General features: G+C 60.8%; 8 protein-coding genes. 2 read left to right on the forward strand and 6 right to left on the reverse strand.

The genetic code is table 11. The features are described from left to right. Positions 1-3: 3 nt before the first annotated feature. From HPT27_RS02120 to pilG, 6 genes are all read right to left on the reverse strand, one after another. Positions 4-6,249: a hybrid sensor histidine kinase/response regulator gene (locus tag HPT27_RS02120; protein ID WP_172238274.1), complete on the reverse strand. Its 6,246-nt coding sequence runs from the start codon at positions 6,247-6,249 to the stop codon at positions 4-6. Positions 6,250-6,251: 2 nt separating this feature from the next. Then, entirely contained in the window at positions 6,252-7,133 is an 882-nt protein-coding gene (locus HPT27_RS02125; RefSeq protein ID WP_172238277.1) for a CheR family methyltransferase, read from the reverse strand. A 51-nt stretch (positions 7,134-7,184) separates the two neighbouring features. Then, on the reverse strand, positions 7,185-9,242 hold the full coding sequence (locus HPT27_RS02130; RefSeq protein WP_172238280.1) for a methyl-accepting chemotaxis protein: 2,058 nt from the start codon (positions 9,240-9,242) through the stop codon (positions 7,185-7,187). A gap of 172 nt (positions 9,243-9,414) precedes the next feature. Then, positions 9,415-9,957 (reverse strand): chemotaxis protein CheW, encoded by a 543-nt coding sequence (locus tag HPT27_RS02135; protein ID WP_172238282.1) that lies wholly within the window; start codon positions 9,955-9,957, stop codon positions 9,415-9,417. Continuing rightward, positions 9,957-10,325: a response regulator gene (locus tag HPT27_RS02140; RefSeq protein WP_172238285.1), complete on the reverse strand. Its 369-nt coding sequence runs from the start codon at positions 10,323-10,325 to the stop codon at positions 9,957-9,959. Before HPT27_RS02140 ends, HPT27_RS02135 begins: the two co-directional genes overlap by 1 nt. Positions 10,326-10,419: 94 nt before the next feature. Beyond that, on the reverse strand, positions 10,420-10,818 hold the full coding sequence (gene pilG / locus HPT27_RS02145; protein WP_172238288.1) for a twitching motility response regulator PilG: 399 nt from the start codon (positions 10,816-10,818) through the stop codon (positions 10,420-10,422). Positions 10,819-11,035: 217 nt separating this feature from the next. Between pilG and gshB the strand changes: the two genes are divergently transcribed. Together gshB and HPT27_RS02155 are read left to right on the forward strand one after the other, a co-directional pair. Further along, positions 11,036-11,980, forward strand: a complete 945-nt coding sequence (gene gshB / locus HPT27_RS02150; RefSeq protein WP_172238291.1) for a glutathione synthase — start codon at positions 11,036-11,038, stop codon at positions 11,978-11,980. A gap of 25 nt (positions 11,981-12,005) precedes the next feature. Continuing rightward, entirely contained in the window at positions 12,006-13,139 is a 1,134-nt protein-coding gene (locus HPT27_RS02155; protein WP_172238294.1) for an FAD:protein FMN transferase, read from the forward strand. Positions 13,140-13,201: the final 62 nt, after the last annotated feature.

A 13,201-nucleotide genomic window follows, 5' to 3' on the forward strand; every position in this document is an offset into this window, starting at 1 on the left:
TACTCAACTGCGAGCGTCGAGCAGTTGCGACATGGTGTTGAGCAATTCAACCTCGTTGAACGGCTTGCCCAGGTAGCGGTTGACCCCGATTTCCTCAGCGCGGGCCCGGTGTTTGTCGCCGGTGCGCGAGGTGATCATGATAATCGGCACATCTTTCAGGCGATCATCGTGACGGACGATACCGGCCAGTTCGAAGCCATCCATGCGAGGCATTTCGACGTCGAGCAGCATGATGTCCGGTTTGTGATCGTGCAGCACGTTGACCGCATCGACGCCGTCTTTGGCGGTGAGCACGCGGTAGTTGTGCCGTTCGAGCAGACGCGCGGTAACTTTGCGCACGGTAATCGAATCGTCGACCACCAGTGCCAGCGGCAAGGTGTCGTCGACGACTTCGACCACTTCGTCGGCGGCCTGAATCGCATCGGCGCGGCGTAGCAGCGCCGGCAAATCGAGAATCAGCACGACCCGGCCGTCGCCCAGAATGGTGGCGCCGGACAGACCGGAAATGGTCGACAGCAGCGAGCCGACCGACTTCACAACGATTTCGCGCGAACCGAGCAATTCATCAACCTGCAGCGCAATCGGATGTTCAGAACCGTGCAGCAACAGTACCGGCAGCGGTTTGAACACGCCTTCGAAGCGCGGCGTCCGGTTGTGATCGATCAGGGTGCCGAGATAGCGCATCCGGTACGGCTGGCCGGCGTATTCATAACGTACCGACTCGTCACCGTAATAGGTTTGCAGCTCGTACGGCGAGACCCGGACGATACCTTCGATGTTGGCCAGTGGAATCGAGTAAATGTCGTCGCCAACCTGCACCATCAACGCCTGGTTGACCGACACGGTAAACGGCAGCCGCACGGTGAAGCGCGAGCCTTTGCCGGTTTCCGAATCGATGTCGATGCGGCCGCCCAGCTCCTTGATTTCCGACGCCACCACGTCCATGCCGACGCCACGGCCGGAAATCTGGGTGACTTGCTCAGCCGTCGAGAAACCGGCTTCGAGAATCAGCAGCATCAGTTCGTGATCGGTCAGCTGCGATTGCTCGGTGATGAGACCGCGTTCGATCGCTTTGCGTTTGACCGCACCAAGATTGATGCCGGCGCCGTCGTCGGCGATTTCGACCACGACTTCGCCGCCTTCGCGCAGCAGGCGAATCTTGATCCGGCCGGTCGCCGGCTTGCCATTGGCGACCCGTTTTTCTGGCCGCTCGATACCGTGGTCGATGGCGTTACGGATCATGTGTTCGAGCGGCGCAACCATCCGCTCCAACACGGTGCGATCCATTTCACCGTCGGCGTGAATGGCGATCTCAACGCCCTTGCCGAGCTCCTCACCAATCTGCCGGACCATCCGCTTCAGTCGCGGTACCACCGACGAGAACGGCACCATGCGCGTGCGCATCAAGCCGTCCTGCAGTTCCGAGTTGACCCGGCCCTGTTGCAGCAGCAGCGTTTCCGAATCGGACGCCAGGTTGTCGAGCGCTTCTTTCAGGTTCAGCAAGTCACCGGCGGATTCCGACAGCAAACGTGTTTGTTCCTGCTGACGGGTGTAGCGGTCGAACTCGAGCGGATCGAATTCTTCGTATTCCTGACCGACCGCTTCCTTACGGTGTTGAATCTGCGCTTCGTTTTCAATTTCCATGACCCGCAGCTGTTCGCGCAAACGGGCAACGGTCTGTTCCATTTCGTGCAAGTTTTGCCGCAGCACGACGAATTGCTGTTCGAGTCGGCCACGGAAAATCGAGGTTTCGCCGGCGAGGTTGACCAGCGATTCGAGCGCATTCGCTTGCACCCGGACAAACTCGCCTTGCTGCGCTGCCGGTCGGGCCGGTTCGACGGGCTGTTTTTCCTTGGCCGGGAACGGCACCACGCGACCCGGTTCGCTGACCGGTGCACCGACGGCGGGCTGCTGCGGCGTCGAAACGACAGGCACGGCTGGCGTTGTCGGGGCACCGGCAGGCGTGCTTGCCGGAACGCGAGTGGGCGCGCTGACCGGTGCTTGCACACCGGCGTACGGATCCTGGCCGGCAATGGCGATTTGCAACCGGCGCCAATAGGCGCTCGGATGCGTTTGGGTGCGATCATTGCGCACCTCGGTCACCAGATCCGCTAACCGATCGCGCGCTTCCTGCGCGACCCGGATGAACACCGGCGAACTCTGCATGCGACCGTCGGTGATCGCCTCGAACAGGTTTTCCAGTTCGTGTGACAAGTCGCCGATTTCTTTCAAATCGGACAACCGGGCGCCGCCTTTGAGCGTGTGCAAATGGCGCTGCAAAATCGCGACCGACCCGATGTCATCCGGATTGGTCAGCCAGGCAGCCAGTGTTTCGTCGATGCTGTCGAGAATTTCGTCCGCTTCTTCGAGGAAGATTTGCAGAATTTCTTCGCCGTCTTCATCGATGGTAATAGCTTGTGGTGCGTCAGTCTCGTCGTAGGCAGGCAGCGCCAGACCCGGGGTGAACAAATCGGCTGCGCGCGCGCCAGTGAAGGAGTTGTCTTCAAAGCGGCCTTCGCTGACCACGTCGGCGGTCGGCGTCTGATACACCGGCTCGTCATGAACCGGCGATTCTGCAACCGCTTCTGAGATCGGCTCGACCACAGCGGCGGGTACGTCGAATGCCGGTGCATCGAGCATCGGTTCGGCGACCGCGTCAAAACTGATTTCTTCCGGTTCGTTTGCGACCGGTGCCGGCGTCTCTTCGCGCGGCAGCTCACGCAGCGTGAATCCGGCGGCGACTTCAACAGCCGCAGGGCTAGTGCCGGTCCAGGCATCAAGCGCGGCCAGCAAATCACTGGGCACTTGCACACTTTGATCGGCGGCAATGCGATCGAGTTGATCGAACAAGGCACCCTGACCACGATGGGCCAGTTGGAAGAATGCAGCATCGCGGCTATCGGCGATTGCCGCACGTTGATAGAGACCGGCAAGGGCTTGCGCCAATTGCGCCACCAGCGGCAACCGCGACGTCTCGGATGCTTGCTTCAGCGCCGACATCAGCTCGACCAAGGTGTGACCGGCCTGACCGCTGTCAGCTTGCTGCTGCCAGCCGTTCAGCGCCATGTCGGCATCGGATACCAAATCCATCGCTTCACTGAGGAACAAGCTCAGCAGTTCCGGATCGCGCTCGTTGGCATTGGCCGTTGCGCTCGGTTCCTGCAATTCCAGCGCTTCGATACGCGCCGCCAACGCCAGCAAAGGCACGGCGTCCGGCAATTGACCAGCCTGCAACGCCGGCAAGGCTTGCGCCAATGCGGTTTTGCCGTCGGCCAGCAAGGCCAGATAATCGCTGGGCACATTGGCATCGCGGTTTTGCAATTCGCGCGCCTGCTTTTCCAGCGGCGAAATCACGGCTGCGATGCTGTCGAGCTGCGCCATGCGCGCACTGCCTTTGAGCGTGTGCAGCGCGCGGATCAGTTCATCACTGACTTTCGGCGAGAACGGCGACAAGGCCATGTCAGCCAAATAGCTGTCGATCGCGTCGAGATGGCCGCCGGCTTCACCAGCAAAAATATCGTAGAGCGTGTTGTCGGGTTCTTCTTCGACACTCGCGGTTGGCAACCCGGCGCTGGCTTCGCCAGCAAGCTCGGCCATCGGCTCGAATTCACCAGCGGCCAAATCGGTCAATTCGGCGGCGCCCGGTTCTTCCAGGGCAGGCTCTTCCAGGCTCAGCACCGGCAAGGCGTCGTCGCTGAACTCGATGGTCTCGACCAGTTCGCCAAAACTGCTGTCTTCGGTGGCGGCCGGTTCGCTGCCAGTTTCGATTGCAGGTAGTTCGGCAACCGGCAGCTCGGCAACCAGCTCTTCGGCGCCATCGAAACTGTATTCGGGTTCGACGCTGAAGCCTGATGCTTCTGCCACCGGCTCGACCGTAGCAACCGGTTCGGCAACGATCGGTTCTTCAACTTGCGCGACCGGCAATTCGGCAATCGTTTCGTCGTGTGACGGTTCGCTTGGCGCAACCGGTGCCGGTGCCGTAACAGGCGTCGGTGCAGGCGCGGGGGCTGCAGTCATAGACTCGCCGCGTGACAACGCGTCGGCGCGCGCCATCAATGCTTCCGGCCGTATGGTCGGCTCGCTTTGCAGCGTAAACGCTTCGCGTAGCGCCGGGATGACGACCTGCGAGGCCTCGCGCACTACTGCAAGCAATTCGCGGGTGACCGGCACGGTGTTGTCGAGCACGCGATTGAGCATGTTCTCGATCGACCAGGCCATTTCGCCGAGCAATTTCGCGCCAACCAAGCGGCCCGAACCTTTCAGCGTATGGAACGCGCGGCGAATGGTAATCAGCGAATCTTTGTCGTCTTCGTTCTCAGCCCAGCGTGGCAACAGCTCATTGATGGTGGCCAGCTGCTCGCCGGCTTCTTCGATGAAAATCTCGATCACTTCCTGATCGATCATGTCGCTGTCGGTCGCCGCAAATGACGGTGCGGGCGTTGGTGCGGGTGCGGGCGCCGAAACCGGCGCTGGCGCCGGCGCGACCGGTGATGGTGCGGCGGCAGAAGCTGCCGGTGTCGGCGCACGCGCCAGTTCGGCATCGATAATGCCGGTCGCTTCGCGCGCAGCCGCCAGTACCGACTCCAGACCTTGGCCACCGGCTTCTTGCAGCGATTCGAGGAAGTATTCGACCGAGGTCAGCACATCGGCGAGCGCATCCAGCACGCCGGCATTGGGCACCCCTTGGGCGCCCAGTACGCGTGTCGCCAGAAACTGCTGACAGCTGCCAATCATTTGCGCGGCATCAGGCAAGCCGATGATGCCTAGACCGCCCTGCACTTCGACCAGCAGCGTCGGCACGCCTTCGAGCAGACGATGGTCCCAGCTCGATGCCATGAAATCGATGATGCTGTCTTTGCACTTCTGCAAATTGCCGCGGCATTCGTTGATCAGCACATCGCGAGCAGCGTCGAATTGCGCTTCGGCGGCAATTTCTTCGTCGTTACCTGCCGCTGGTGCATGCGAATCGGCGTCTTCTGCCGCCATCGCCGCCGCGTTGGCGGCGACCGAAGTCAGGTTGGCTTCAACAAACAACAGCGCGCCCGCGATGTCCATGACGTGGGCATCGGTCGGTGCCTGACCGGAGTCGGCCAATTTCTGCAGCGCATTGACTTGCTGGCGCACGGAATCACGCGGCACACCGAGGCCGAGCATCCCGAGCGTGTCGGCAATCTGGCGCAGGGTCGGCAGCAGGTTCAACAGATCCTGCGGGCTGCGGGTTTTGCTGCGAACAAACAAATCGAGGCCGTCTTTGACGCCGGCCAAATCTTCGTTCAATGCTTGGAGGACGGTGCGGATGGCGCCGGCATCGGAGCCGGTCATGCGTTGCCGTTCAGTTTCCAGATCGCTGGCGGTCGGCAGTGCAGAACGCAGATCGTAAGCGCTCTGCAGTTCCTTGATGCGATCGGTTTCGCGCTGGGCACAAGCAACGTAATAGAGCAAGTTTTTCAGCAGCTCGGCCGGCGGCTCGTGCTGCAACACAAAGCTACCTTCTTCACCGAGTTGCTTCAGGTATTTGTCAATCTGACCGAGCAGCGCATGCACCGAGGCATTTTTGTACACATCATTTTCGGCGATCGATTCGATAAAGCCGCCAGCCACCCACCACAGCGTGGCAATGGGCGTATTGGTGCAGCCGCATTCCAGCCGCTCCACCACCTTGACCAGCCGCTGCAGGCTTTCTTTGACGTCCTGATTGCGCAGCACGCCGAGCAGGCCGCGCTGGTAATGGTGGCGCAGTTTTTTGGCAAACTCTTTGTAGTCGTCGCTGTTCTGCGGCTGATCCGGCAGCGGTTGCCGCAGCGGCGTTTTCACGCCGAGCAAAGTCGGAGTGAAAATTGCGCTTTCGCTGAGCAGGGTTTCGCCGCGCGAGGCGCGCAGATCATTAAGCAGCGGCAGCAGGACCACCGGCAAATCGCGTTGTCCGGCCTGCACCCGTTCCAGATAGGTCGGCAATTGCAGGATGGTGCCCATCAGCACTTCCTGCGCCCGCGGCGGATTCTTTACTTTGCCTTCGGCAATCGCTTCGGCCAGATATTCCATTTCTTCGGCGAACAGGGCCGCGCCGTAAAACTCCAGCATTTGCAGGGTACCGCGCACCTGGTGCAGGGCACTGCTGCAGAAACGAATCTGGGTACTGTCGTCGGCATTTTCGGCGAACGCTTCCAGCGCCTGACGCGCCTGGTCCAGCGTTTTATTGACTTCTTCGCGCACCCATTTGAGGGCGAGCTGATCATAATTATCGGCCATGCCTACTCCGCTTGCGGGTTGCTACCGCGATGGCTGAATGCCAGACACTGCTTGTTTTGAATTCGGGTCAACGCCGGATGGTGCCAACGCAGCACTTCACCGGGAGCCAGCACCAACATGCCACCTGGCCGCAGATGCTCAACCAATTGATTGAGCAAATCGCGCCGGCGCTCGGGCTGGAAATAAATCAGCAGGTTCTGGCAATAAATAATGTCGAATAACTGGTTCGGTGCGTGCCGCAGGTCGTGAACGTTGCCTTGGACAAAACAGGTGCGCTGGCGAACCGCCGGCATCACTTGGTAGTAGTCGTCACCAACGGCCTGAAAATAGCGCTCACGCTGCTCGTCGCTCAGACCGATCAAGCGGCGCAGGTGATAAATGCCTTCGCGCGCACTGGCCAGCGCGGGATAACTGATGTCGGTGCCGGTGACGCCGTAATAGAACGGCCCGGTTTCGTCCTGCAACTCGTGCAGCGCCAGCGCCAGACTGTAGACCTCTTCCCCGGTCGAACAGCCGACACTCCAGGCCTGAATGCTGCGCTTTTGTTGCTCGCCATTCTGCTTGAGCAGATTGCGAACATAGCTGCGCACCAACTCGAACGATTCTTCGTGGCGGAAGAAACGGGTTTCATGCACGGTCAGCAGATCAACCAAGCAGGCCCATTCGAACGAGGCCTGTGGCGCGCCATCACGCAGGCTGACGAAATAATCGTTGTAGTCTTCTACCCCGATTTCGCGCATGCGCGACGACAACGCCAGCATCAGAAACGGCTTGCGATGCTCCGGCAGATGAATGCCGGTGCGCACCTCAATCAGTTTCTGCCAGCGTGCAAATTCCGCTGCGCCCATGTCTGGCGCTTGTCGCAGTACTACCGCTTCCGCCATGACCGCCGTTCCTGAAAGCGCCGTTGCCGACACCAGCTTTGCCGTCACCGATTAGCGGCCGGGCAGCTTGAAGCCTGCGACCGAACCTTTCAGTTCATCGGCCAGTTCCACCAGCTTGCCAATCTGTTGCGCGGTCACTTGGGTGCCGTGCAGCGTCTGGTTGGTGATTTCCTGAATGACATGCATCGTGTTCGAGACATGGCCGGCGGAGGCCGCCTGTTGCCGCGCCGCGTTCGAAATGGTTTGAATCAATTCGGCCAAGTCGGCGGACACGCGCTCGATTTCTTCCAGTGCGACACCGGCGTCCTGCGCCAGCTTCGCCCCCCGGACCACTTCCGAGGTCGAGCTTTCCATCGAGATAACCGCCTCGTTGGTGTCGGTCTGAATGGTTTTGACCAGTGCCTCGATTCGCTTGGTCGCATTCGAGGAGCGTTCCGCCAGACGTTGCACTTCGTCCGCAACGACCGCGAAGCCGCGGCCCGATTCACCGGCCATCGCTGCCTGAATCGCTGCGTTCAGCGCCAGAATGTTGGTTTGGTCGGCGATGTCGTTAATCAGCGACACGATGTCACCGATTTCCTGTGACGATTCACCCAGTCGCTTGATCCGCTTCGAGGTTTCCTGAATCTGCTCACGAATCGTGTCCATGCCGCGGATGGTGTTGCGCACGACCTCGGCGCCGTTCTTCGCGATTTGCACGGAGCGTTCGGCCACCTGGGCCGATTCGGCGGCGTTGGCCGACACTTGCTCAATCGACACCGCCATTTCGTTAATAGCGGCCGAGGCGCCGGTAATTTCCTGCGCTTGGTTACGCGACGCTTGCGCCAGTTCGGTTGCAACCTGACGGGTTTCGTCGGTGGCGTTTGATACCCGGGCCACCGCGCTTTGTACCGTCGATACCAGCGAACGCAATTGGTCGATAGCGAAGTTCATCGAGTCGGCGATGGCGCCGGTGAAGTCTTCGGTAACGGTCGCGTTAACGGTCAGGTCACCGTCGGCCAAGTCGCCCATTTCGTCCAGCAGTCGGATAATCGCCTGTTGGTTACGTTCGTTCTGTTGCTTTTCCTGCTCACGGGCTTCTTCGGCGATGGCGAACCGCTGCTTCTCGGCACGACGCTGGGTGATGTACAGCAGAATCAGCAGGATAACGACCAGCACACCGGCGCCGGCCGAGACAAACGGGTTGCCGAGCAGACGGGTGCCGGCCGAACCGCGGAAGGCGTTCGACAGATCACGGGTCAGGGTCAGCAGCTGGGTGGTTTGCGCGAACATCTTGTTCGAGGCTTCGTGCACCTTGAACAGTTCGCCGGTCGATTGAATGATGTAGCCGACGTTGTCTTTGACGCCGGTGAACATGGTGCTGATTTCGTTCAGCGATTCCCGCGCTTCGCGGTTGGTGACCTGACGCACACCCATGACCGGATCGCCGTCGAGCATACCGTTCAGGGTCTGACCGAACAGGTCGACGTCGTGGCCAAAGTTTTCCGCCGCCAGCGGTGCATCATCACCACCGGCCAGCACTTTCTGAATCGAGCGGACGATACGCTCGGCGTACCAAATCTGGCGGGTACCCAGCCGGACCTGATCCTGCGGCGCGTTGTTCTCGACCAGAATGTCGGTGACTTTTTCGTACTCGAACTGCAGCTGCGGCACGTTCTGTTGCAGATCCGCGGCCACGCCGTGCAGATCCAGCACGGTTTCGCGCGCTTTCAGGATGGTGTCGGCGTTGGCCTTCACTTCTTCCCACAATTGCTTGGTGGTCGCGATTTCTTTTTTCTGGATGTCGGCCGAGGCGGCCGGCAAGCCGGTTCGGCTTTCGCCCGAGACCAGGGTATTGAACAGACCGTCGAACTGGTTACGCACCTGCTCGAGCTGGGTAAACGCCGCTTCGTTACCGCGCGCCGCTTCCGATGAGTTCTTGGCCAGCTGCTGCGACAACACCCGCAGCTCTTCCGACCGTTGCACACGGGTTACGTCGAAGTCGCCTTCGCGGAAACCCCAGTAAGCGTTGGCGCCACCCAGCACCAACACGACACCCAGCGTCGTCACCAGGCCACCGATGCCGCTGCGCTGTTCTTCGCTCAAAGGCCCTTTCAATGGAGCATTCATGTTTCTTTCCCGACTGCTTGTTGGTGTTGGTTACCACGCTTGAAGACCCACCCTCAGAGCGCAACGATTTGCACAAAAACGTATTTACTGCTCAATTTTTTTACTTGTTCACCAGCGCGTCATGGCTACCCAGGCGCCGGCCTGCCTACTTAAAACTTGCCGTGTTCAAAAATTACAGTGCCACTTGCTTGAAACTGGCATGGCGGGTCAGCGCTTGCGGGCTGAACACCGGCCACAGATTTTCTTCCCGACTGAACGCGCCGAGCACATACGGCCGCAGCGTTTCGTCGATGTCGCCCGGCGACTCCTGGCGCTGATCGGCAGTGAAATGCTGCAGACCAAGCACGTCGTCGACGATGATGCCGATTTGATTTTGATCGTGGTTGATCACCAGCACCCGTTGCCGTTTGCCGGTAGCGCCCTGACGGCGACCGAAGAACATTGGCAAATCCGCGATCGGCACCAGCGAACCGCGGACGTTGGCAACGCCACGCAACCAGGCGCGCGCACCCGGCACTTTGGTGGTGTGCGGCAAATGCAGAATTTCGGTGACTTCACCGAGCGGCGCCACCATCCGGACACCGTTCAAAATGAACGCGACACCGCTCCAGCCGTCGCCCTGTTCGTCCATGCGCGGCGCCGTGGCGGCACCGCCCTGACGACAGCGGGCGTCAAGATCAGCAAGAACCAGAAAGGGATCGACTGCCGTACTCATCAGCTTTGTCCGAGCAAGGATTTAAGCGTGGTCAGCAGCGCTTTTTCCGACACCGGCTTGGTCAGGTAATCGCGAGCGCCCTGCTTGAGGCCCCAGAGCCGATCGGTTTCCTGATCCTTGGTGGTGACGATGATGATCGGGATATGGGCGGTGGTCGGATCCTTGCTGAGCTGGCGGGTGGCCTGAAAGCCGTTCAATTCCGGCATCACCACGTCCATCAGCACCAGATCGGGTTTCTTTTCTTTGCACACTTTGACGCCGAGCGCGCCGTTCTCTGCCGTGATGACGCTGTGGCCGTTTTTCTCCAACATCTCGCGCAGCAGATGGGTTTCAGTCGGCGAATCATCGACGATCAGTACTTGTGCCATGGAACTTCCCCTTGAATACGCTGCCGCCACTGGAGACGGTCTTATTGCATGTAATGAAAATGAATCGGTTAACGGTTAGCGGCCTGACAACGCCTCAATGCGTTGCCCGGACATCGACCACATGGCGCTGGATGGCACCGAGCAGTTCATCCCGCGAAAACGGTTTGGTCAGGTATTGATCGGAACCGACGATACGGCCCTTGGCTTTGTCGAACAGGCCGTCTTTCGAACTCAGCATGATCACCGGGGTTTCTTTGAAGGTCCGGTTGCGCTTGATCAGCGAGCAGGTCTGATAGCCGTCGAGCCGCGGCATCATGATGTCGACAAAAATGATGTCCGGACGGTGGTCGGCAATCTTGGCCAGCGCGTCGAACCCATCGACCGCGGTGATCACTTCGCAGCCCACTTTCTTCAACAGCGTCTCGGCAGTGCGCCGGATGGTTTTGCTGTCATCGATGATCATGGCCTTGAGGCCGCTGAAATCCACTTCCATCGCCGTCGGTTCTCCGCCTGGCAGGCTGCTACGGGCTGTAATCGTAAAACTGGGCATGGGGCACGAGAGCCCCCACCCAGCTTTTTATCACACCCCCCTGGTCCGGCCAAGCCGGATTTGGTCGGTCAGTGAAGGAGTTAGCGAATAAAGTTGAAACCGACGTTAAGAGCCGGTTGCCGCTACAATCGCGCCACACCCTTCGCAGGAAAGTCTAGTCATGAGCCGGCGTCTTGGCGTGGTCATGGACCCCATTGACCACATAAATATCAAGAAAGACACCTCTTTTGCCCTGTTACTGGCGGCCCAGGCCCGCGGCTGGTCGCTGCATTACCTCGAACAGCGCGATCTGTATCTGTACAACGGCCGCGTCCACGGCCGGGCCCGGCCGCTGACCGTGCGCGACGACCCGGCGCACTGGTTTGAGCTCGGCGCCGCCGTTGAGGCGCCACTGGCCGACCAGCTCGACCTCGTGCTGATGCGCAAGGACCCGCCGTTCGACCAGGAATACCTGTACAGCACCTATCTGCTCGAACTGGCCGAAGCCGATGGCCTGCGCGTGATCAACCGCCCCGGCAGCATTCGCGACGCCAATGAAAAGCTGTTCGCCGCCTGGTTTCCGCAGTGTACGCCGCCGACGCTGGTCAGCCGCGACATGGCGCTGATCAAGCGTTTTCTGGCCGAGCACGGCCGGATTGTGGTCAAACCGCTGGATGGCATGGGCGGCAGCGGCATTTTCCGCATCGATCTGGGCGATCAGAACACCGGCTCGATCCTCGAAACACTGACCCAGCGCGGCCAGCAGACCATCATGGCCCAGCGCTACCTGCCTGAAATCAGCGCCGGCGACAAACGCATCCTGCTTTTGCACGGCGTTCCGGTCGACCACTGTCTGGCCCGCATTCCGGCTGCAGGAGAGGCGCGCGGCAATCTGGCGGCCGGCGGCACCGGGGTGGTCCAGCCGATCAGTGATCGCGACCGCTGGATCGCCGAGCAAGTGGCGCCGAAGTTGCTCGAAAAAGGCTTGATTTTCGTCGGATTGGACGTGATCGGCGATTATCTGACCGAAATCAACGTCACCAGCCCGACCTGTCTGCGGGAGATCGCCAAGGCCACCGGCCGCGATCTGGCCGACGAATTCCTGGCCGGTTTGGCGCCGGGCTGACCGCCACCCGCTCAGGAGTCAGGGCATGCACGAGTCGCAGCAGGACGTCCGGCAGGCAGCGCCACAATGGCGCGGGACCTTTCTGGCTGGCCGGTTATCGGTTGGTCTCTTATCGATGCATCGATTGCTCGGCAGCAAGCTGATCGGATTGAGCGCCGGCGGACTGCTGGCGCTGGCCGGCTGCGCGCCGCCGCCAGTGCAGCAGGTCCGGCTGCAGCACTTTGGCACCGAAATCGAGATCAAGCTCGGACTCGCCAGTGAAGCCGAGGCCCGGGAAATCTTTCAACGACTCGACGGCAAGCTGGCCGACTGGCACCGGCGTTGGCACGCCTGGCAGCCATCCGAGCTCACCGCTATCAACCAAAAGCTGGCCAGCGGCGAAGCCGTCGCCCTGCGGCCGGATTTGGCGGGCCTGTTGCGGCGCAGTCAGCAGTACGCGAGCGAAAGCGACGGTCTGTTCAACCCCGCCATCGGCCAGCGGCTGGCCGCCTGGGGCTTTCAACAGGCCGATCCGACCGCCACCACGCCGGCCCCGGCACCGATCGACCCGGCGACGCTGCCACGGATGAGCGCGCTGGTCATCGACGCAGACCAGCAACTGCACAGCGAAGATCGTACGGTCCAACTGGATCTGGGCGGCATCGCCAAAGGCTACGCCATGAATGCGCTGCTGGCCGATTTGCGCGCCAGCCATGTCGACAGCGCCATGATCAGCCTCGGCGGTGACATCGGTGTGCTGGGTGATTTCCGCGGCCGGCCCTGGAAAATCGGCATTCTGGCCGGCGCCGTCGACGACACCCCGCCGCTGGCGGCGCTGCAACTGCGCGACGGCGAACTGGCCTTCAGCTCCGGCACCTACGCCCGCCGACATGACACCGGCGACGGCGGCAGTGCGCACCATATTCTGGATCCGCGCACCGGCAATCCGGCGCTTGGTAACCGCGCCGCCACCGTGCTCGGTGCCGATGGTGAACGGCTGCAAGTCGCCAGCAAGGTATTGCTGATCGCCGGCGCCGACTGGCGGAGCTATGCCGACAAACTGCAAACGCCGCTGGCCTTGGTGGTAACCGCTGAAGGCGTGATCGAAGTCACCGAAGCGCTGGCCGTTCGCCTTGAGGCCAGTGCCGAGGAACGCGCAAAATGGCGGGTCGTCAAATAGGCCGTACTCACCGACCCGTTCGGTCCGATTCCATTGCAAACTTTTAGCGTTTTGAGAACTCC

It is taken from the genome of Permianibacter fluminis, from assembly GCF_013179735.1.
In the GTDB taxonomy this organism is placed as follows: Bacteria; Pseudomonadota; Gammaproteobacteria; order Enterobacterales; family Permianibacteraceae; genus Permianibacter; species Permianibacter fluminis.

Coding starts and splice junctions, on each gene's coding strand:
- HPT27_RS02135 (WP_172238282.1), bottom strand. CDS start 9,957: ATGAGTACGGCAGTCGATCCCTTTCTGGTTCTTGCTGATCTTGACGCC.
- HPT27_RS02125 (WP_172238277.1), bottom strand. CDS start 7,133: ATGGCGGAAGCGGTAGTACTGCGACAAGCGCCAGACATGGGCGCAGCG.
- HPT27_RS02120 (WP_172238274.1), bottom strand. CDS start 6,249: ATGGCCGATAATTATGATCAGCTCGCCCTCAAATGGGTGCGCGAAGAA.
- pilG (WP_172238288.1), bottom strand. CDS start 10,818: ATGGAAGTGGATTTCAGCGGCCTCAAGGCCATGATCATCGATGACAGC.
- gshB (WP_172238291.1), top strand. CDS start 11,036: ATGAGCCGGCGTCTTGGCGTGGTCATGGACCCCATTGACCACATAAAT.
- HPT27_RS02130 (WP_172238280.1), bottom strand. CDS start 9,242: ATGAATGCTCCATTGAAAGGGCCTTTGAGCGAAGAACAGCGCAGCGGC.
- HPT27_RS02140 (WP_172238285.1), bottom strand. CDS start 10,325: ATGGCACAAGTACTGATCGTCGATGATTCGCCGACTGAAACCCATCTG.
- HPT27_RS02155 (WP_172238294.1), top strand. CDS start 12,006: ATGCACGAGTCGCAGCAGGACGTCCGGCAGGCAGCGCCACAATGGCGC.